The 21,282-nt window shown below is 41.3% G+C and carries 14 protein-coding genes; 1 reads left to right on the plus strand and 13 read right to left on the minus strand.

The annotated features are described in order from the left end of the window. The first annotated feature begins 4 nt into the window (after window positions 1–4). Window positions 5–898 (plus strand): helix-turn-helix transcriptional regulator, encoded by an 894-nt coding sequence (locus CTER_RS10015; RefSeq protein WP_004625224.1) that lies wholly within the window; start codon window positions 5–7, stop codon window positions 896–898. 54 nt (window positions 899–952) lie between these two features. On the opposite strand, the gene CTER_RS10020 is transcribed toward CTER_RS10015, so the two are convergent. From CTER_RS10020 to CTER_RS10080, 13 genes are all read right to left on the minus strand, one after another. Beyond that, the gene (locus CTER_RS10020) at window positions 953–2,458 is read right to left on the minus strand and encodes a GH39 family glycosyl hydrolase (protein WP_004625244.1); all 1,506 of its coding nucleotides are present in this window, start codon (window positions 2,456–2,458) and stop codon (window positions 953–955) included. 42 nt (window positions 2,459–2,500) lie between these two features. After that, window positions 2,501–3,058: a hypothetical protein gene (locus tag CTER_RS10025; protein ID WP_242834962.1), complete on the minus strand. Its 558-nt coding sequence runs from the start codon at window positions 3,056–3,058 to the stop codon at window positions 2,501–2,503. Window positions 3,059–3,372: 314 nt separating this feature from the next. Next, complete coding sequence (locus CTER_RS10030) at window positions 3,373–4,851, minus strand: alpha-N-arabinofuranosidase (protein WP_004625277.1); 1,479 nt, start codon at window positions 4,849–4,851, stop codon at window positions 3,373–3,375. Between the two features lie 233 nt (window positions 4,852–5,084). Continuing rightward, entirely contained in the window at window positions 5,085–5,972 is an 888-nt protein-coding gene (locus CTER_RS10035) for a carbohydrate ABC transporter permease (protein WP_004625271.1), read from the minus strand. Window positions 5,973–5,984: 12 nt separating this feature from the next. Further along, window positions 5,985–6,887, minus strand: coding sequence for an ABC transporter permease (locus CTER_RS10040; protein WP_004625350.1), 903 nt, complete (start codon window positions 6,885–6,887; stop codon window positions 5,985–5,987). A gap of 123 nt (window positions 6,888–7,010) precedes the next feature. Then, window positions 7,011–8,741, minus strand: a complete 1,731-nt coding sequence (locus CTER_RS10045; protein ID WP_004625328.1) for an extracellular solute-binding protein — start codon at window positions 8,739–8,741, stop codon at window positions 7,011–7,013. Between the two features lie 237 nt (window positions 8,742–8,978). After that, entirely contained in the window at window positions 8,979–10,697 is a 1,719-nt protein-coding gene (locus tag CTER_RS10050; protein ID WP_004625246.1) for an extracellular solute-binding protein, read from the minus strand. Between the two features lie 42 nt (window positions 10,698–10,739). Then, complete coding sequence (locus tag CTER_RS10055; RefSeq protein ID WP_242834964.1) at window positions 10,740–12,452, minus strand: response regulator transcription factor; 1,713 nt, start codon at window positions 12,450–12,452, stop codon at window positions 10,740–10,742. Then, window positions 12,439–14,205 (minus strand): sensor histidine kinase, encoded by a 1,767-nt coding sequence (locus CTER_RS10060; RefSeq protein WP_004625248.1) that lies wholly within the window; start codon window positions 14,203–14,205, stop codon window positions 12,439–12,441. Before CTER_RS10060 ends, CTER_RS10055 begins: the two co-directional genes overlap by 14 nt. 323 nt (window positions 14,206–14,528) lie before the next feature. Then, the gene (locus CTER_RS10065; RefSeq protein ID WP_004625349.1) at window positions 14,529–16,718 is read right to left on the minus strand and encodes a glycoside hydrolase family protein; all 2,190 of its coding nucleotides are present in this window, start codon (window positions 16,716–16,718) and stop codon (window positions 14,529–14,531) included. A gap of 512 nt (window positions 16,719–17,230) precedes the next feature. Further along, the gene (locus CTER_RS10070; RefSeq protein ID WP_004625283.1) at window positions 17,231–18,124 is read right to left on the minus strand and encodes a dihydrodipicolinate synthase family protein; all 894 of its coding nucleotides are present in this window, start codon (window positions 18,122–18,124) and stop codon (window positions 17,231–17,233) included. Between the two features lie 21 nt (window positions 18,125–18,145). After that, window positions 18,146–19,873 carry a dihydroxy-acid dehydratase gene (gene ilvD, locus CTER_RS10075; protein WP_004625315.1) on the minus strand — a complete coding sequence of 576 codons (1,728 nt, stop codon included), beginning with the start codon at window positions 19,871–19,873 and terminating at the stop codon, window positions 18,146–18,148. Window positions 19,874–19,934: 61 nt separating this feature from the next. Beyond that, window positions 19,935–21,269, minus strand: coding sequence for a glycoside hydrolase family 30 protein (locus tag CTER_RS10080; RefSeq protein ID WP_004625231.1), 1,335 nt, complete (start codon window positions 21,267–21,269; stop codon window positions 19,935–19,937). Between the last annotated feature and the right edge of the window lie 13 nt (window positions 21,270–21,282).

The raw sequence follows: 21,282 nt of genomic DNA on the forward strand, positions 1-21,282 counted from the left end.
ACCTATGTATTATTTAAAAACAGATATCACAAAACCCTTGAATTTTTTATCAGCGGGAGTATTCACTTCCGATACAGTCTGGCAGCACATGGAGCGTGTTATTGACAGCTTTGAAATTATTATTGGTATACGCGGAAATATATATATCCAACAGGACGATGACAGATTTGTTTTGGGAGAAGGCGATTTCCTGTTGCTGCTTCCCGGCCATACACACAGTGGATATGCCGCTTCAGCAAAGGGTACTTCTTTCTTCTGGCTGCACTTCCAATGTAACGATAATCATATAATACTGGATGAGAAGGAAGCAGTTGAAGATATAAAATTGACAAATAATAATCCCTATTTTACAGGGTTTGAGGACAAAATCCTGTTACCCGGCTTTTTTCACCCATTCAATCTGGAAAGGCTGAGTATTTTATTTCATCAGCTGCTGCACGTCTCAGAGTCCAATTATTATACAAGACACAGTATGAATTACTTTTTGACCTCACTGGCTATCGAGCTCACAGAACAAACCCTTTCCCAGGCATCAGGGAAAAAAGGTAACATGGACGGAAAGGAAAAACTCTCAACGATTATAGAATGGTTAAATATCCATTACACCGGTCATATATCTTTGACATCAGCGGCTTATGAGTTTAATTATACTAAAGAATATCTGGCACGGTACTTTAAAAAGCATATGGGAATGAGTATGCAGGAATATATAAATAAAATCAGAATTGCAAAAGCAAGGGAACTGCTTATCCAATCAGATAAAAATGTGAAGGAGATATCATCAGAATTGGGCTTCTCTGATGATAAGTATTTTTTAAGGCTTTTCAAGCAGCATGAAAAAATAACCCCCCGGGAATACCGGAGGGCTTATTACAAGCTTCATATGAATAATATTTGAGAGAGTTCGGTTAGCTTTTGTTGAAAATATTTATCCAAACTATGTTTACATACCTTAATACCCCGGTATCATACTGTCATCAAGCCTGTAATATGTTTCCGATTCTTCTTTTATACGGCTTATTTCCAGAAAAGTTACTTCATTTTTGCTCAAGGTGAGCTCAAGTAACAGCTTATTTCCAGTACAGCTCAATTTGTCATAGTCAACCCTCGGCCGGGCAATTTCTCTTAAGGTTTCAACGGCTTTCTTAACAGGAAATCTTGGGCGCCCCATCTGAATCCAGGCGTGCCAGGGGTTTCCATATTGCTCATTCACCGTATTCCGTTTTATAAAATATTCTCCGTCCTGAAGGACAAGTTCAATTGAAATATCTTTGGAAAAGTCCTCTCCCTTCGTCATCTCCGGATTCCATGCGGTAATGGTTACCGTTTGGTCACTTTTCCGGGTCACCAGCATGCTTTCGTCCCTGTATAATATATACCTTCCCATCTTTTCAAAAAAGCTGAACATATGATATGTAGGCTTTGGAATATTGTTAAGCGCAACCAGGCCGAAGCCTCCATGAAATTGCGCTCTTGGGACATCAAGCTCTTCAAAAACATCACTGAAAGTCCAATAGGAAAAAGAATCAACAATGTCTCCGGCTTCACTGATAATCCGTGCCAGATAAGCTGCGTTAAGGCAGGTATCGTGAACCGGGTTCAACGGAGTGTACGAGGTATTGTATTCTGTTATGTGAAAAGGCAGTCCGGGGAAGGGAGAGGCATTGATCAGCTCCCTGACTGCTTTCAATTCCTTCAGCATATCCTCGGGTTCAGCCAAATCCTGATAGACCAGTTCATGTGTCTGAAGTTTTGGCTGTTTTGAAGAGTACAGATGTCTCGAAACAAAATCTACCGGAACGGTTTCTTTATGACAGAACCGCAGGAAATCCTCAATCCAGTGGTCTGCTCCCCCGCATATGGCAGGGCCGCCAACCTGCAGTCCTTTATGGATTTCCTTGATTGCAAAAGCAGTAACCCTGTACAGTTTAAAGTACTCGGCTTTATCCGCATCCTTCCAGAATATGTCCAGATTTGGCTCATTCCACACCTCAAAAGGCCACTGGAGTACTTCCTCAATTCCGTACCTGTCGATAAAATGATTTACCAGGGCTTGAATCAAGCCCTTCCATTTATCATAGTCCTTTGGAGGAGTAACATTTCCCTTCCAATAAAATACCGTTTGATCTCCCGATGCAAGTTTCGACGGCATAAATCCCAGCTCAACAAACGGCTTAAGGCCTCGTTCCAGAAAAGAATCAAATATCCTGTCTATATATGTAAAATTATAAAAAGGCTTGATTTCCCCGCCTATCTCATATTCCCGGTATATGGCCGTATCATCATGCAGCAGCCCATGTCCCCTTATATATTTAAAGTTTATTGCTTTCCGGACAAATTCGAGAGTATCCAGGTATTCCTTTTGAAGTGCTATACCCATTCTCTCTGTTCCGACGCAAAAGTTCCAGTTGTTTTTAAAAGTTCCTTTTACCTCATCGGTAATTTTTATTCTTTTCATGGCTTTCCTCCCAGATTCAGATAGCCCTTAAATACCTGCGGGCTATATATACATATTATATTCTCCTGCCAGCATTAGCAAACAGAAAAAATACAAGCAGTTATCATAGTATCTTCTCTCTCCCTTTCTTAAGGGCAGTTCCCAGAAATCCCGAACCCATTGCAGCCTGTACTTTCCTCTCGCTGCCAGCGACCCGGCGGCATTGGTTGCGATTATGGCAACCGAATGCATGGCCGGTTCATCAAAGGGTTCACCTTTTATTGTATAAGCTTTATATTGACCAAATGTTGTGTTTTCACTGAAAAAGACTTGAAGCCTATCAACAATTTCTCCAAGTGATGCATCCTTGTTGAACCAGGCTGCATCCAAACCAATATTCATTGCGACACGATAGGCATCGGAATAGAACTGGAAATCCCTGAACAACTTTTTTGGTGTTCCGTCAAATTCTGCGTATTCCGGTGCCATTCCGGTATCCTTGTCACAGGAAATATGCAGATACTGCCGGCTGGCTCCGGCAGCTTTTTGCCAGAAGGGTCTATCCATATAATTGGATTTTTTATTAACATTTTCACCATCTATTTCAGCTCTGCCGACCATGATTAACAACACCCAAATGCCCTGACCATTTATCCGTCTGCCTGGACATAAAAGTTGCCGGAAATAAATTTATAAGATTTTCCGATTAATGATAATTACCCTCTATTGACAATGTATAACACGCCTCACGCCGGCTATTTTGCCACTTTTCTTTGTCGTCGTCCTTGGCTTGCGGCAAGGCAAAGGCGTGCAGTAAGGCTTTGTGCCTTGCAAGCGGCCTCAACGCAGCCGCAGGGCAAATTAACCAGTCAAAAACGTATTGTACATTGTTAATAGAGGGTATTTTATAATAAACCCGTAAAGTTTTGCTTAAATTAGATTATTTCCAGCATAACTACCGACTTTGGCGGTAGTTTCCCTGCAACATGGTTGTTTGCAAGGAAGATATTTTTAAAAACCTTCGTTGTTATATTGTTTGGAGCTTCAAAAGTATTTTTTGCATTCATTTCGTTAGCAGTTAAAATAGTACCGGCGCAACTTTGTGCTGCAACTCCGCGTATATCAATATCTACGTCAGCCCCCTGTGAAGGATTCAAATTACAGATAGATACATGTATTTTTCCATCTTTATCCTGAGAGGAGGAAACACTTATCCGAGGTATTTTATCCCCGCCAAAAGCATAATCGGGACTTTCATACTCCATTGACAACAGCTGGGCATCATGATGTACCTTATACATATCAAATACATGATATGTAGGTGTCAGCAGCATTTTTTGACCTTCAGTAAGGATTACCGCCTGAAGGACATTTATCATCTGTGCTATGTTTGCCATTTGAACCCTGTCACAATGATTATTAAATATATTGAAATGAACTCCTGCTGCAAGTGCATCCCTCAAGGTATTCTGCTGGTATAGGAATCCGGGATTTGTCCCAGGCTCCACACCGAACCAGGTACCCCATTCATCAACTATCAAACCGATTTTTTTCTCAGGGTCATATTTGTCCATGATTGTAGCATGCCTGTTCACAAGTTCTTCCATATAAAAAGCATTCTGTAAAACCGAAAACCATTCATTTTCCTCAAACTCTGTTGCTGATCCCCGCACCGACCAGTCTTTGGAGACTCTTGTATAATAATGCAGGCTCAAACCATCCATTTGCTTTCCGGCTTCCCTCATAAGCACTTCGGTCCAGTGATAGTCATCTACCGATGCACCGCCTGCTATTTTATATATCTTGTTATCTCCGAAGTTTCTTACATAGGTAGCATATCTTCTATATTGATCCGCATAGTACTCGGCCCTCATGTTTCCGCCGCAGCCCCAGTTTTCATTTCCTACTCCGAAATATTTCAAACTCCAGGGCCCTTCTTTTCCGTTTGTTCTTCTTAGGTCAGCCATTGGAGATTTACCATCAAAGGTAATGTATTCCACCCACTGCTGCATCTCCTGAACAGTGCCGCTCCCTACATTGCCGCAAATATACGGCTCGGCACCAATCAGCTCGCAGAATTCCAAAAACTCGTGTGTGCCAAAATGATTATTTTCCACCACACCACCCCAATGGGTGTTTATCATACAGGGCCTGTTTTCTTTTGCCCCTATGCCGTCCATCCAGTGGTATTCGTCGGCGAAGCACCCTCCAGGCCACCTCAGAATAGGGATTTTTATTTTTTTAAGGGCTTCAATCACATCGGTACGAAAGCCCTTTACATTTGGAATGGAGGAATCCTCCCCCACCCATATCCCTTCATATATGCATCTTCCGAGATGCTCGGAAAAATGTCCGTATATATTTTTATTTATTTTTCCTTTTTTAACATCGGCGTTCAAAATAATTTTTATCATATAACATCAAACTCTCCTATCCGGATATACCTACATGCTCCAACTATTAACCCCACCATCGGAATTGTGATTTAACGGTTCAAATTTCTTACCATCCTCACTATACGCCAGATGCATGCATGCTATAAGCCAATTTTTCCGAGTAAACCATACTTTCTTGAGGCTCTCTTGTATAACATAGTAAATATATATTATTAATCATTTGCTAAACGCCTTCATCCGATATGTTTTAATCAACCCTTCACACCACCGAGAACTATACCCTTGACAAAATACTTCTGAAGGAATGGGTAAACAAGTATTATCGGCAGTGAACCCAGAAATATCTGAGAGGATCTTAAAGTTCTGTCGGAAACTGTTGCAAGTTCCGAAATCTCCTGACGTGAAAGCATACTGTAGGATCTCTGAACAACAATAGTCTGTATATAGCTTTGCAGCGGATAATTCTCCGCCTTATTCATGAGTATGAGACCGTCAAACCAACTGTTCCAGTGCCCTACCAGGGAAAACAGGGTTATGGTTGCCAGGGCTGGAGTTGACACAGGAACATACAGCTTCCAAAGGGTTATCCAGTGACCAGCACCATCTATAAAAGCCGCCTCACTCAATTCCTTCGGTATCTCTCTGAAAAAGTTTAACAGCAATATTACGCTGAAAACGGGTACCGCACCTGGAAGTACAAGGGCCCATATGCTATCAAGCAATCCTGCCTGTCTGATTACGGTATACCACGGAATCAGTCCGCCGCTGAACAGCATTGTTATGAAAAATGCCCAGGCATAAAATGTACGGAATCTGAATTCCGATCTTTCCTTTGATAATGGATAGGCACATAAAATTGTAAGTACCAGATTTATAGCTCCTCCAATTGCTATCCTTTCAACTGATACCAACATTGAATGCCAAAAAGCAGCTCTCTTTGCAACATATACATATGAATTCAACGAGAATTCAACCGGCCAGAAAACAACCTTCCCTGCCGCGGCTACCGAGCTTGAGCTGAATGAAACCGCTAAAATGTGTATAAGCGGGATAATACAGAGCAGTGCTGCTAAAATAAGAAAACAACTGTTTATTATGGTAAAAACACTAAGTTTCTTCTTTATACTTGTAAGTTTCAATTGTATACCCCCTTAGAAAATCCTGTAATCTGCAAATTTATATGCGCAGAAATAAGATACAGAAATAAGCGTGAACGAAACCACAGATTTGAATAGTCCGACGGCAGTTGCAACCCCGTATTGCGCATCAAGTAAACCTATTCTATAAACAAAAGTGTCAAGAATGTCTCCGCTTTGATATACCGGAGGACTATATAAATTGAATATCTGGTCGAAGCCAGCATTCAAAAGATTTCCAAGACTTAATACCATAAGCAGCACTATAACCATTTTCATCCCCGGCAAAGTGATATTCAATGTTTGCTTCCATCTGTTGGCTCCGTCGATACGGGCGGCTTCATACAGGCTTGGATCTATTCCGGTGATTGCTGCAAGGTAAATTATCGTACCATATCCGAATTCCTTCCATGTTTCGGTCAACACCATGGTTGTCGGAAACCATTTATTATCACCAAGAAAAAATATTGGCTCAATTCCTATAGATTTTAACAATCCATTAACTATTCCGCCTGAAGGTGAGAGAATATCAATAAGGATACCTCCAAGTACAACCCAGGACAAAAAGTGAGGAAGATATATCAGTGTCTGAACACCTCTCTTTAAAGCATTACTTGTAACTTCATTAATCAAAATAGCAAATATTATCGGAATAACAAGCCCTAGAATAATTTTCATCACCGCAATAGAAATTGTATTCCATATTACACTGCCAAAATTCGGCAGATCAAGGACATATTTAAAATTGTCAAGACCTATCCACTTTTGATGTCCAAATAAACCCTTTGCAGGAATAAATTTTTGAAAAGCTATTACAATACCGGCCATAGGCAGGTAACTGAATACCAATAAAAGAATAAATCCCGGAAGTATCATCAGATGCAAGGGTAGTTGTTTTTTTATATTTAAGTTTTTCAAGCTTATGCCCCCTAATCGGAATATATGTTGGTTAAATGTTTCCCTGCTTCCACAGGTAGACAAGAAGGAAAGGATACTGTCAATACCTGCACGAGTCCTTTCCTTCCATCCATCTGGTTAAACTTATTTGGATTTAACTGAATCGTACCATTCGTTAACTTCCTTGGTCATATCAGCACCGCCCAATTTGTTCCAGTCACTTACAAACTTATCGAATTCATCAATAGCTACTGAACCCATAATAATTTTTATAAATACTTCCTTTTCCATCTTATCAAGAGTGGTTTTCTTCTCGGCCATTGTCTTTGTAGGAGCTCCGGTGAACTTCTCCTTCAACAGTTGATCGTTATTCTTGTAATCAACCATGCTGCGGAAAGCACCGTCCTTGCCATAGATTTTCATCCAGCCCCACATTGTATCATCTCCCTTTTCATAGGCTTCTATGTTTGCTTGAATAACCTTCGGCTCGCCGGTCAGCGTGCTGAAATCATTGGCTTTTCTTGCATCATCTATTGCTATGAATGCATCAAGATTCTTGAATACAGGAGAAGGGCATACCGGAGAGAACTTCCAAACTCCTACCGCACCATTTTCAACAGGCATATAGTACTTGTTGAAGTCGGCTGTCTTACCCCAATTCTTTTCTATGTGCATGTTGAAGAGTTTAACAAGTGCTTCAGGGTTCTTATATCCTTTTTTAACAGCAAAGATTCTTGTCTGATTAAACTTGTTAGGAACCATTACCTTTTTGTCGTCGGCAGAAACTATAGGATAAGCTGTCCAGTCTGCATTCTTGTCATTATTATAGTTACTGATCAAAGGATACATAGGATTCCACTGGGCTCCGTAATCAAGACCAAATTTACCGGCAATTACGGTTTCAGCTACTTTTCCGCCGTCCTTTACCCCGAATTCCTTGTCAATCTGGCCGGACTTGTACATGTCGGCAAGCTTCTGAAGAGCTACCTTTGTTTCAGGCAGTGTGCTTCCCCATACAAGCTTTCCCGAGCCATCCTCTACCCACATATTAGGATACGCATGATAGCCTGCAAAGAAGCCTTCTGTTCCCATACATCCGCTGTATAAGTCTTTAGTAACCGGGAGTCCGAATGTATCGTTCTTTCCGTTGCCGTCAGGATCCTTGGTTGTAAAGGCTTCTGCAATTTTAAGTACATCGTCCATTGCCTTAGGCGGCTGCAGGTTGAGCTTCTTCAACCAGTCATTTCTTATCCACAAATACTGTGTACCTTCGTTCATTGCAACAGTTTCAGGAATAGCCATCATTTTTCCGTCAAAGGTTACCGAGTCAATATTACCGGTTCCTTCTACACTCATATATTGCTTTAATTGCTCCGAAGCATAATCGTTGTAATACTGTGTCATATCCTCAACCATTTCGGAGTCAACAAGCTGCTTAAGCTGCGAAGGATTTACAAGCACAACGTCGGGAAGTTCTCCCGATGCCAAGGTAACATTGATTTTCTGGAGGTATGCATCAGATGTTTCATTTCCTTTTACTGTCCATGCATAATTTACATTTATACCAAGCTCATCCTTGTACAACTTCGTCCAGCGGTTGTCTTCCAGTGTTTCTCCGGGAGTTTTGGGCAGGATATTTGCAGCAAGGTCATCATCAATTCCCCTGACAAATGAAATGTCGATTGCAGGATCATATTTACCCAGAGGGTCCTTATTTGCAGAAACGGAACTTCCTGCTGATGAAGAGGTTGTACTTTGTGCTGATGATGCTGAACTGTCTGTTGAGTTTTGACTGCCGCATGCCGTAAACAGTGCCGCAGTCATTGAAATAGCCATTGCTAATGAAACAGCTTTTCTTAAATAATTAAACTTCATTTGTTTTCCTCCTGTTATTATTTAATTATTTGAGGCCTCAAATATATTATAGAAGGGGTATTCCATCAATACCATGCACATGTTTTTACTTTGTTAACTTCTGTTTACCAAGATTTTTTCATATTCATTGAGTATCATATCTTTTTTTTACTTTGTTAACATCTCTTTACCTTTTATATAAAACGTAAAAAAGGATCATACCCCAAACCGGATATAATCCTTACCTTATTGCATATGTTATCTTGCAGATTCATACCATTTATTTACTTCTGTCGTTATTTCTTTGCCTCCTATCTTGTACCAGTCGCTTGCAAATTTATCAAAACGGTCAATAGGCTCCTCACCCATTATGATCTTTATGAATATTTCTTTTTCCATCATGTCCATTACCGCTTTTTTCTCAGCAATTGTATTTGTAGACGGTCCTACAAACCGCTCGGCAAGAAGCTGCCCGCCGGTTCTATATTTCTCAAGTATACCAAAAACACCATTGGTTCCGTAAATTTTTTCCCAGCCCCATTTGGTTTTATCTCCGCCGGTATATGCATCCAGGTTGGATTGTATTGCTCTTGGCTCACCGTGCAGAGAATCCAGACTGCCATTCTTCCGCGCCGCATCAATTGCCAGAAAGGCATCCAGATTTTTATACGGAGGACTGGGGACTACAGGTGAGAATTTCCATACACCCACACCCCCATTCTCAACAGGCATATAGTATTTATTGAAATCGGCCGCAATCCCCCAATTCTTTTCCAGGTGCATGTTTATTAATTTTATGAGTGCCTCGGGATATGGATATCCCTTCTTCACTGCAAATATCCTTGTCTGGCTGAACTTTAACGGAACCATCACTTTCCTGTCGTCAGCCGAAACAAGGGGATATCCTGTCCAATCCGCATTATTGTCATTATTAAAATTACTGATAAGCGGGTACATGGGATTCCACTGGGCTCCAAATTCAATGCCCACTTTTCCGGCAGTTACAGATTCGGCTACTTTGCTTCCATCCTTTACGCTGAACTCCCTGTCCAGTTCTCCGGCCTTATACATAGCGGCAAGTTTCCGAAGTGCCGTCTTTGTTTCAGACAGCGTACTTCCCCAGACAAGTTTTCCCGAAGCGTCCTCGACCCACATATTGGGGTAAGCGTGATAGGCTGCAAAAAAGCCCTCTGTTCCCAGGCATCCACCATATAAATCTTTGGTAATTGCAATTCCAAACGTATCCTGCCTGCCGTTTCCGTCAGGATCCATAGTTGTAAATGCCCTCGCAATCTTTAAAAGCTCATTCATGGATTTCGGAGGCTGCAGATTCAGTTTCTTCAGCCAATCATTTCGTATCCAGATATACTGTGCTGCCTCAACAAATGAATAAGGCTCGGAAACAGCCATCAATTTACCGTTTATAGTAGCTGAGTCCAATGTTGCTGTACCTTCCTGGTTATAAACCTCTTTGGTCAGAGGCGATGCATACTTTTCAAAGTATTCAGTCATATCCTCAATCATGTCGGAATCAACCAGTTGCCTTAACTGTGCCGGGTTTACAAGGATTACGTCCGGAAGATTGCCCGATGCCAGTGTAACATTTATCTTTTGAGTATATACATCGGAGGTTTCATTACCTCTTACAGCCCACGCATATTTTACATTTATCCCAAGCTCATCCCTGTATAATTTGAGCCAGCGATTATCCTGAATAGTTTCTCCAGGCGTTTTTGGCAGCACATTTTTTGCAAAATCCTCATCTATCCCACGTACAAATGATATATCAATAGTTGGATTGTATCTTCCCAAAGGACCTGTAGCAACTTTTCCATATGAAGAATTTAAACTGCTTTTAAGTGTGTCCTCCGACGCGAAATTATCCGTTCTGCTTCCCGCACAAGCCATAAAAAGTACAACTGTTAATGAAAAAGCCAAAACCAATAAAATATATTTATATAAGTGTTTTTTCAACAATCACCATCCCCCTGTAAAATCAGGTACATTATCTAAAATTCCTCACTTGTTTAACATTTGCCTACCGGCTACAGCCGAATCATGGTACTCTTGAGGTGAACAGCCGCAAATTTTCCTAAAAAAGCGGGTAAAGGATGCCGCTGTCTCATATCCCACCATTCGGGCAGCCTCATGTATTTTTACATTTTCTTTCTGTAATAGTTCTTTAGCTTTTTTTATCCTAATACCGTCAATATACTCAGATAGGTTTATTCCTGTTAACTGCTTATACAACCTGGATAAATATGAGGGATTCAAGTATACCTGTTCTGCCAGCCTTACCAGTGATAAATCCTCACTAAGGTGACTTTGAACGAAGTTCTGAATATAATCAACTGTATTATCAGCTCTCTTTTTTTGCTCCTCATTCTGAAGCTTAAATATAATATTTGAGATATCATAGAGATATTGAGCAGCATCCAGCCAGGTGTCATGCATGTCAATTCTCATAAGTTTGTTTTGAGCAATATGGAAAGCAATTTTATCGGTTAGTTTCCATCGGTTGATATATGTCAAAAGACTGAGTGATACCTTAAAATATGCTTCAATTGCCAAACTACAGTTCTTACTTCTTATTGATTTCAGCGGGTCGATTATTTCAGTCAGAACCTCAAAAAATTTCTCATTTTGCCCGGATTCAAGATATTGCTCAATAGATTCAAAATTTCTTTTTCTTAATGACATTTCCAGAGGCTCGTTTCCGGTGTCAAGTTCAGGTACGTCAATACTCGAATTGGTAGCCAACAGATTATTTTTTATTTCATTATCAATAAGAATCATTTCTATTCCCGTACCAATTCTGTAGTTCAACAACTGGTTCAGAAAAAAGTACTTTTGCGATACCTCTGACCAGTTGCACGCTTCTGAACCCAAGGCAAAGCTGATTGATAAATTGAGAGATTCCCTGCAGGCCGACTGGATAACCTCAAGTGTTCCTTTTAAAAATGATACTGTCTTGGTATAGTAATACGAGGTTTCATTTTGAATTTGATTTTGAATGAACAGTTCCTTTGGCTGAATAAACAAAACAAATCTGTAGTTTTCATCCATCACAACTACACTTCTTATATGAGGATTCAAATTCCGGTTAATAAGCATTCTTACCGAATAAAGATACTGAAGCCTGTCCCAATAGGTCACATCTGAGGGAATATTATCTACATGCCCAAGTAATAAAACTATTGGCTGTTCAGAATGCAATGAGATAGATAACTGCTCAAATTGAGCTTTATTTATATTTAATGATGCATCTCCTCTCAGCAGTTGGATAAAATAATCCTTCTGAAAGAGATCTGCTGCCATATTCATCTGTTCTTTGGCCTTATGAATCAAATCCTCAATTTTTATACTTTTTTGTATCTCTTTAATTGCATTCTCAACAACACCTATAACCTTTTCATGGTCCTCTGTTTTTAAAATATAGCTGACCCCGCTGTGCTGAATCGCTTTATACACATACTCAAATTCATCATACCCTGTTAAAAAAATGACTTTGCACTGAGGCCAGCTTTTGTGAATTATGTCCAACAGCTGCAAGCCGTCAATCTCAGGCATTCTGATATCAGTCAGGACAATATCGATCCTGGTTCTGTTTAACCATTCAATTGCCTCCTCACCTGAGTATGCCCTATATACATCAAGATCAAGGTTTTTCATATTGTTAAATATTTCATACAAGCTATTAACAATTATTTCTTCATCATCAACGATCAACATTCTGTACAATTTCGTCACCCCCGGAAACAATAATTTTCAGAATTACTTTCAGGCCTCCCATTTCACTTCTTGATACAGCCAGTCCGCTATTTTCTCCAAATACGAGCTTAATGCGACGATTGATATTTAAAATTCCCGTTATCTCCAAATCTTCTGTAGTATTCTCCAGTGCCTTCTTCAAGTCTGACAGTCCTTCATCTGTCATATCATTTCCATTATCTTCGACTATTATATTGAGCTGTTTATCATTTTCCTCAAAATAAACGGATACAATTCCACTGTTCTTTTTTCTTTCAATACCATGTTCAAATGCATTTTCTATAATGGGCTGCAATATCAGACGCGGTACTTTTATATTATGATACTTTTCAGGACATTCTCCAAAATCCACCCTCAATCTTTTGGCAAACCTCATCAACTGTATATTCGTATATACTTTTGCATGGTTTATTTCATCAATTAGTGGAATATAATCCGCCGAGTTTCTGGTTACAAAGCGGAAGTATTCACCAAGATACCGGGAAAATGGCACAAGGTTTTCATCACCTATTGAGGCCATAGTATTGATCATAAAAAGACTGTTGTATAAAAAGTGCGGGTTTATCTGTGATTGTAATTGTTTTAGCTCTGCCCGCTGCATTAATATTCTCTGATTGTAAACTTGATCTATAAGATTATTAAGATTTTTTACCATATCATTAAAACGCTTGTATAGATAACCGAATTCACTATTTGAATCATGAGTGATAGCTACCTGCAAATCCCCGCTTTCTACCTTACGGAAAGACTTGACTAACTGAACCAGAGGTTTGTGCATAAACTTGTAGGTAGAAAAAGAATAAATAAGTATAATAATTATAACTGCTACCGAAAAAACCCAAACCCATATATTAAAGTTCTTGATCGGTTTCATCACATATTCCTGAGGAATATACTTTAATAGAATCATATTTAGATATGTTGACCTGGCATGTACCACATAGTATCCTTTTTGCTGAATATTAACATATTCCGTGCCGCTGTCGGTATCTGTATTAATTTTATCTATAATATTTTTAATTTCATAAGTGTTCCCGACATCTTTCTGATTGGAAATAATACCTTTATCGACAATACTTATTAAAATCGAGCCACTTCCATTATAAGTATTAAACTGCGTTAAGGCCTGCCTGAAAACATCTTCATCCAACTCAATTTCAATTGAATAAAGCGGATTACTGCCTAATAAATCCCTTTTTTGCAGGGTACTTAGATATAGTCCTCCTTTATAGCTTATTATCTGCGCCCCGCCCAGCCCTGCAGGAACTCTGATATCTTTAAATTTTTCCACATTTAAATCATCCAAACCAGAGTTGGAGGAAATGGTTCTGTTTATTGGAAGAATGTGTGCACTCACATTTTTTATATACACACTGCTGTTTCTTATTGTAACCAACCTCTGCTGGAGCTGTCGCATGCTTTCAGTTGATTCATATATGCTCATAATTTGTGATCTGATGGCCAGCTTATTGAGATTTTCATCATTCAAGCAGTCATATTGCAGGGTCTTCATACGTTCAATTTCTTTTTCAAGGCCTTCAAGGTAGAAAGAAACCTGAGCAATAGTAGATTTTGATATTTCAATTTTAACTGTAGATAATCCCCAATTATACATATATATTGCCAGTCCATATATAGGAATTATTATTATAAGAAATGTTATAACAAGGCGCCCGAAAATACTGTTTTTTAAATTTGTTTGTAAAATGTTCAAGTCAATTACCCTCTTTCACATTTTTTGTTATTGAAACCAGTAGTCTGTAACATCTAAAACGTGTATTGTCCGACGAGAAAAATTTTCTCAGGACCAGGCGGAGGAGGGCGGAATAATCGCTTTATTCCAACGAAGTACTGCGAAGCAGTGCTTTTCGACAACGCAGTTCTTGGGAAATTTAACCGTCGGCAATATATGAATTTAGACATTACAAACTACCAGTATATACTTCAAGTTAGATTTAAACAAGTAAGCTAATTGAGGGGCACCATATTCCGCAGCATTCTGTATGTGGTACTCCTGCTGGTCCTTATAATAATATGTTATACAAAATTGTCATATATACGGTTTCTTTTTTTGAGTTCCTCAAGGGACAGCATTTGAGCATCCGAAATTTCGTAGCCGCCAAAGGTATCATACAGCCTTGACAAAGGGTCGGCTTCCACGAAAGTGCACCAGGGCAGCCAGTGATAATGGCTTTGCAGAATCTGTCCGGTGAAATTACCGCTTTCATGCCCCAAACCGGGCATTATATATCCTATGCTGCCATCTGTATCGCTGGATTGGCGGGTATTTTTGTGTATGAATTCGGCAAAATTCAGGTAATGTTCATCAGAGGTTATCAAATATAGCCTGTAATAAGTATAAGCACAGGCAGCCATATATACGTCGGCACCGCCTCCGATTGTTATGATGCTCTGCCCGCTGATGGAATACTTGTTGAAAGGATGCTTGGGCCAGGGAGCACATACAGGGAATTTCCAGGCATAGGTCCAGGTCTCGGTATAGTCGGCAGCACCAACGGCACCTTCCAGCCACCTGTCGTCACCGGTCAAATCATACAATGCCAGGAAGCCGAACAGGGCATAAATACCCGCTTCCTTATCCTGTATATCAGTGTTGTCACAGGTGCCGCCCCTGTATTCCAGGTTAAGGTAAGCATTATCAAATGACCACTCGCCGGCCTTGATTGCAGCAGTTTTATATTTCTCTTCACCCGATACCAGATAAAATTGCACAAGAAAACGTATGACACTGGGAGTATTTGACTTTGAATACATCCGGACGGAATTATCGGTATTGTACGACCGGTAAAAGCTGCCGTCTTCATTTTGAATGCTTAGCAGCCAGTCTGCCGTCTTTCTGCAGAATTCCCTCCAGTCCGGCCGCTCGTCTCCATTCCTGCGCATATATAGATAAGAATCCAGTATGGCCTCTATTCCATCGGCAAGCATGCGGATATAGTGAGGATATGGTTCAAACCCCTTTATATTGGGATTGTAGCACATTTGAGGCAACCCTGAGTCTGTCATTGCCGTCCTCACCCAAAAATCAATAATATTCACACCTTTTTCAAAAGCCTCCGGTAGGTCTTCCTTGTGGCCGAAACGCAACAACTGATAACCTATGCCCGGCTGCTGCCCTACAAAGCCGAATTGGAAGGATATACAGGATATGTCCATGTCAGGCAGCTGGCAGGCAAAGGGCAGACCATATGAATCACCGTATTGACGGGTGTACTTATCAAGTATCTTCATGCAGTTGTGAAAATGGATTTCGTTGTCCACCTCGAACAACTTATCCCTAAGACGGTCATAAGTCACCCTCCAGACATTTCTCATCATGCTCTGAAAGCTGCCATATTGTGCGAAATTTACAGCAACCGAGTAATTTTGTTCAAAACCTGCTTCAACCGGATGATTGATACGTTGAAAGGTTTTGATCCTGTTTTTGTAGTCCAGACCGCCAAAATTATTTCTTCCGGGCATCTGGCCGTCACACCCGGGATAAACATAATCAATGGACAACCCATCACACTTTGTCGATATTTCCTTTCGTATTTCAAAACCGTAATACATGTAATTAACGGTTTTGCTTTCAGGTCTGCTCATGCCTATGGACCCAATTGTATACCGGGGATCGGTGTTGTTTTCAGACTGTACAAGGTCAAGTGACCTCATTGTTACATCCGCCCCCCAGCGTGAAAGGGCCGCTGTCTCTCCCGATTTAATGTTTTGCATTGCAAACAGCGGAAGGGCATAGCAGGTTTCCCTGCACCAGAAATACTCACAATCCAGGTCTTTTCCAAAAGCGTAATCCGGTGCGAATTCATTCTGCCTGTACCAGACACCGGGTGCAAAGCAGTTATATTCATGAGTATCATCCGATTCAGTCATTATAAAAGATATTTTTGTCGAAAAGCCCAGGTCATCTCCCGCTTTTAGAACCTTGACATTCCGGATTATTCTAAATCCATTACCTGCAGCTTCATACTCATCCGAAAAAAAGAATACAGAACCGGAAGGCACTGTGAGCGCGCCCTTCGCAATGATTTTATTGCCGGAAGCGGCAGTCTCACTATAAGCATCGTCATAAAATTCGTTAACGGCAAATGCTGTCTTTACAGTCACAAACATCGGACGTTTATTAAAATATAAAAGCCTGTTGTTTTTTAAAACCTCAATGCCGCCTTCTCTAAAAATAAGGCTATACTCACCGCATATTAGATTCATTGATATTTCCTCCCTTAGCCGATATAAAATCGCTTGTCCAAATAATTAAATTAACACGTTGTGTTAGTTTAAGATACATCTACTTTCAGTAACAAATATCTGCTGCCCCTCCGGAACACAGCTTTTAAGAAATGAGTTTCAATAGTGAACAAGAACGTATCCATAAATGAGAAGCCTGTTTAGAAGAGCTTGCTTGAAATTTGCAGGCTTATCCCAAGTACATTGTGACGGGAAATTGACAGCCACAACGCATTAAATTACACCTGTCTTTTAAAATTATTTTTGGCCTCAATTAATATTATAGAAAAGGTATCTTCATAACACCATGCACATGTTTTTACTTTGTTATCTTCTTTTTACTTTTTTGATTCACATGGCAATAAGATCAAAAATATTTCTTTTTTTGCTCACAATAAATTGCCTGCCGAAAAAAAAGAATTCCAGCGGACATCACTGAAATTCTTCACCCATTTACAGACTAACAAAATTAATTGAAACAACTTATTTTATAGTTAAATCACATCTGTCTTTTTTAAAATTTCCTCAAGCTTTGAAATCTGAGCTTCATTTGCCACAGGCAGCGGGAATGAGCAATAATCCTTGACAGGAATACCTTTGAGCAGCATTGCCTTTTTTATATATGGCACAAAAGGCTTTCCCACCTGATATATATCCATGAGCTGATCTATTCTCCTCTGTATTCCGGCAATCAAATCAAAGTCATTAGCCTTGAAAGCCCTTACCCATGAGCTGCAAAGCTCAGGGACAAGATTTGACAATCCCGCTATGCAGCCGTCTCCCCCCGATAAAACATTGTGTGCAAAATTGTCGTCAAAGCCCGAGTAAATTTTAAATTCGGGAAACTCCGGCTTGATAAGCTTTATCAGCTCCCGGGTGTGGTCCATGCCGGGTAGGGTATCCTTGTAGCCGGCAATATTCTTATGTTTTCTCAGCAGCTTCAGTGCTACATCCGGTGATAGGTCATATCCCGTGCGGTCTGGAAAATTATAAAGATAAAGGTCGCCCGGGCATTCCTTTGCCACAAGATCATAATATTCTTCAATGCTTTCATCGTTCAGGCTGAAATAATAGGGCGATACTACTATAATACCATCAGCGCCCTGTTCACAGGCATATTTTGAAAGCTCTATGGTTTCATTTACATCCATGCTGGCCGTCCCCACCAGTACCTTCGTTCTATGGTCAATATGCCTGACGGCAAGGCGGATCAGTTCTTTTTTATCTTCCAACGGAATGGAAAAAAACTCACCTATGCTTCCCAATATCAAAATACCGTCCACACCGCCCCCGATGAGGTGGTCATACAGATTTACCAGCGCATCCTTATCCAATTGTCTGTTTTCATCAAATGCAGTAATTGCAGGGGTTATATAATTACATTCCATAATCCCAATCTCCTTTGTTATTTAATAACCTGCGCCTTCCATGGCAGAAAGAGCATTCTCGGTATATCTTTTAAGCAAACCTTTTCTGGCAGGAGGCGGAAGGACTTTCTTTTTCAGCTTCCGGCGGCAAAATACTTTTTCCACTTCCTCCAAAGCTATTTCCTGACCGTCAATACCAACCACATTAAGGCTCCTGTTTTCAATGTCATATTCGATTATATCTCCCGTTTCAATGAGGGCCAGCGGTCCTCCGGCAGCTGCTTCGGGCGAAACATGCCCTATTGCCGCCCCCCGTGTGGCACCCGAAAACCTGCCGTCGGTAACAAGGGAAACGGTACCGTTCAATCTCCTGTCACAGACAATAGCTTCAGTGGTCATCAACATTTCAGGCATTCCGCTGCCCCTGGGCCCCTCATAGCGGATAACTATTATTTCACCGGGGTTGATTTCATTATTTACTACGGCGCCGTATGCAGCTTCTTCAGAATTGTAAACCCTGGCCGGGCCCTTGTGCTTACGCAGGCCTTCAGCACAGGCTGCATATTTTACTATGGATCCTTCAGGCGCTATATTTCCTTTTAAAACCGCAATGGAACCTTTTTCTTTGGACTCATTTACCGGTATTATCACATCTTCTCTCTTTAATCCGTAATTGGAGAGATAGCCCAGATATCTCTTGAAAAAATTGTCCCTTTGCAGATCCTCAAGATTTTCTCCCAGAGTTTTTCCGGTTACAGTCATCACTTCCAGATTCAGATACTCCCTGAGCATGAACTGCACCATGGGTACACCGCCAGCAAACCAGAAGGCTTCGGTAAGGTGTTCTCCCCCCGGAAATATGTTTCCGATATGCGGTATTCTGTGGTTTATTTCATCAAATATATCAGGTGTCAATTGAATGCCAAGTTCTCTGGCAATAGCAGGTAAATGCAGTGTGGCATTGGTGGAGCCTCCGATGGCACTATGTACGACAATGGCATTGACAAATGCTTCCCTGGTCATGATTCTGCCAGGTGTGACAGCTTTTGAAACCAGCTCCATAATTTTTCTGCCTGCTTTTCTGGAGTATGAGAGTATATCTCTCATGGTTGCAGGAACCAGCGCGCTTCCGGGCAATGCCATTCCCAGAGCCTCGGCCATACACTGCATGGTACTTGCCGTGCCCAGAAATGTACATGCTCCTACTGACGGGCAGCCGGTCAGCTTATAGTCTCGGACTTCACTGTCGCTTATTTCGCCCTTCCTTTTTTGCCGTAAGGATATATCCCCGGCCACCAGTGAAGTTGTCATATTGGGACCGGGCCTCATGCTGCCTCCCGGTATGAATATGGCGGGTATATCAAGCCTGGCTGCTGCTTTTAAATGTGCAGGAATTGATTTGTCACAGGAGGAGGACAGGATCAGCCCATCCCAGGAAACCATACTTCCATGCACCTCAACCATATCACATATAGCCTCCCGGGAAGCCAGCACAAAATTCATCCCCTTATGTCCCTGTGCACACCCGTCGCAAATATCAGTGGCATGAAATCTCGCAGGACAGCCTCCTGCTTCAAGGACGCCGCTCCTGGCCTGCTCGGTGAGCTGATTGAGGTGGGTGCTTCCCGGATGGCTGTCACCATATGCATCCTCAATCAGAATCTGGGGTTTGACCACATCTTCCTCATCCCAGCCCGAGCCCAGCTGGAGTGCATCCACCTGCGCCCAGAGCCGGCGTTCAAAGGAACTCTTTTGCATAATATTCTCCATGTTTTCATCTCCCACTAATCCAAGTTAATCAATATCAATCCATAAAATTATATATAAAGTTTTAAACCCTGGAGAACCTTAAAGTATATATGCTTGACGGCTCCAGAGCAACCTTGAAATTCTCCTGTTCCAGACTGATATCAGCTGTTCTCTTCTCGTCAGAAAAATTGGAAACCAGCAATATTATGCTCCGGTCGGGATTTTTAAAAGCAATCATGCTGCCGTCCACACTGCCGGAAGAACTTATCCTTTTGGCACCGGGTTCAATATAATGGCTGAAATGCATCATTACATAATATTCGTAATTATAGAGCACCTCTTTTGTGGTGCGGTCTATTGTGAGCATGGAGTTTTGTTTCCAGCCCCACGAGCTCAGAGCGGATTCGTCCAGAATCATATTCCAGTAGCTGTAGTTGACACATCCGTTTTCAAGATATGACACAATATCCAGATATATTTCCTTTGCCTCCTCCCACGAATTTGCCCCGTTGTGACAGGGGGATTCTGTGTGGTAAAGCTTGATTCCGGGATATTTTTCATAGGAATCCCTTACCACTTCAGGTGATGAATACTGATAGCCGATTCCCTTGACAAATTGTTTTATAACCGGATCGCTTACCACTTCATGGGCATATCCCATGACATTTCGGATGGAACCCGCCCAAATCCCGGTTTTTAACGGCTTTCCCTGAAAACGTACAAGTTCCGGCACCAGATAAGCCCTTATGAACTTCTTCATCAATTCCGGCGGCATGGTCGAGGTGGGATAAATATTGACAACGTCGGTTTCATTTTGTATGCATACCGCCAGCAGCGGCACACCTTCTTTTTCATATTCCTCTATGTATTTTTTGAAATAGGCCGCATAAGCTCTGAGATTTTCCGGAGTATCCAGAAGCTCTCCTCCATTGCACATATCACCCGAGGTTTTCATCCAGTAAGGAGGACTCCAGGGACAGCCCCAGACCTTGAGTGAAGGATTGATTTCCATTGATCTGGAAATGTACGGAATCAGCCTTTTTCTGTCTCTTGAGATATTGAAATGTTCCATGGCAAAATCGCCGTTTACATCATTCAGTGAATAGTCATCCAATGCAAAATCACTGGCGCCAATGGGAGTGCGGCATAAGTTGAACCGGCAGCCGTCACTGCCGAAAAGAGCATCAAAAACCTTTGCCTGCTCTTCCCGGGAAAGACAGCTCACAGCCTCCCAGCCCACCTCATTGTATGCACCTCCGAACCCTGCAATTTCCTGGAACTCTCCGGACGGATCAAGCTCTATCATGAATGCCCGATCACTGCTGCTTGAATCCTTCCCGACACCGGTCGTATCCTCCTGGCGGCAGCAGCAATTTCTCCTGTCGGCACCGGTTTTCCACACACTTAATTCATACATGACTCTACTCCTA

The sequence above is a fragment of the Ruminiclostridium cellobioparum subsp. termitidis CT1112 genome (genome assembly GCF_000350485.1).
In the GTDB taxonomy this organism is placed as follows: Bacteria; Bacillota; Clostridia; order Acetivibrionales; family DSM-1351; genus Ruminiclostridium; species Ruminiclostridium termitidis.

Coding starts and splice junctions, on each gene's coding strand:
- CTER_RS10030 (WP_004625277.1), bottom strand. CDS start 4,851: ATGATAAAAATTATTTTGAACGCCGATGTTAAAAAAGGAAAAATAAAT.
- ilvD (WP_004625315.1), bottom strand. CDS start 19,873: ATGGAGAATATTATGCAAAAGAGTTCCTTTGAACGCCGGCTCTGGGCG.
- CTER_RS10055 (WP_242834964.1), bottom strand. CDS start 12,452: ATGTTGATCGTTGATGATGAAGAAATAATTGTTAATAGCTTGTATGAA.
- CTER_RS10015 (WP_004625224.1), top strand. CDS start 5: ATGTATTATTTAAAAACAGATATCACAAAACCCTTGAATTTTTTATCA.
- CTER_RS10070 (WP_004625283.1), bottom strand. CDS start 18,124: ATGGAATGTAATTATATAACCCCTGCAATTACTGCATTTGATGAAAAC.
- CTER_RS10025 (WP_242834962.1), bottom strand. CDS start 3,058: ATGGTCGGCAGAGCTGAAATAGATGGTGAAAATGTTAATAAAAAATCC.
- CTER_RS10020 (WP_004625244.1), bottom strand. CDS start 2,458: ATGAAAAGAATAAAAATTACCGATGAGGTAAAAGGAACTTTTAAAAAC.
- CTER_RS10065 (WP_004625349.1), bottom strand. CDS start 16,718: ATGAATCTAATATGCGGTGAGTATAGCCTTATTTTTAGAGAAGGCGGC.
- CTER_RS10080 (WP_004625231.1), bottom strand. CDS start 21,269: ATGTATGAATTAAGTGTGTGGAAAACCGGTGCCGACAGGAGAAATTGC.
- CTER_RS10045 (WP_004625328.1), bottom strand. CDS start 8,741: ATGAAGTTTAATTATTTAAGAAAAGCTGTTTCATTAGCAATGGCTATT.